The 580-nt window shown below is 71.0% G+C and carries 1 protein-coding gene; it reads left to right on the top strand.

What is annotated here, in order from left to right; all coding sequences use genetic code 11:
• Positions 1-122: 122 nt before the first annotated feature.
• On the top strand, positions 123-580 hold a 458-nt coding region (locus KDM41_18670), incomplete at its 3' end, for a glutamate--tRNA ligase (protein MCB1185448.1).

Raw genomic sequence — 580 nt, 5'->3', positions numbered from 1 at the left:
CATGGCCGGCGATCACGCCCCCCTCGATCGGGGGCGGGCTGTCATCCAAGGCCTCGAGTCCGACGTCGTGGTCCATCGCCATCGGAACGTAGCATGGCGCGCCCCTTCGTCCGGAGCCTGCCATGACCACGCCCGCCGTCACCCGTGTCGCGCCCAGCCCGACCGGGGATCCCCACGTCGGGACCGCCTACATCGCGCTGTTCGACCTGCTCGCCGCCCGCTCGACGGGGGGTCGCTTCATCCTGCGCATCGAGGACACGGACCAGACGCGCTACGACGCCACCTCGGAGGCCCAGATCATCGAGGCGTTGCACTGGCTGGGCCTGGGCTACGACGAGGGCCCGGACGTCGGCGGGCCGAACGGCCCCTACCGCCAGAGCGAGCGCACGGAGATCTACCGCGAGCACGTGGAGAAGCTGCTCGAGAACGGCACGGCGTACCGCTGCTTCTGTTCCGAGGAGCGCCTGACCGAGATGCGCCACCAGCAGCGCGCGCGCAAGGCGCCTCCCGGCTACGACGGCCTCTGCCGCAGCCTGCTGCCCGAGGACATCGCGCGCAACCTCGATGACGGGCTGGCGTA

Source organism: bacterium (assembly GCA_020440705.1).
Classification (GTDB): Bacteria; Krumholzibacteriota; Krumholzibacteriia; order LZORAL124-64-63; family LZORAL124-64-63; genus JAGRNP01.
The sequence above is the reverse complement of the archived record's forward strand: the minus strand, read 5'-3'. Positions and strand labels throughout refer to the sequence as shown.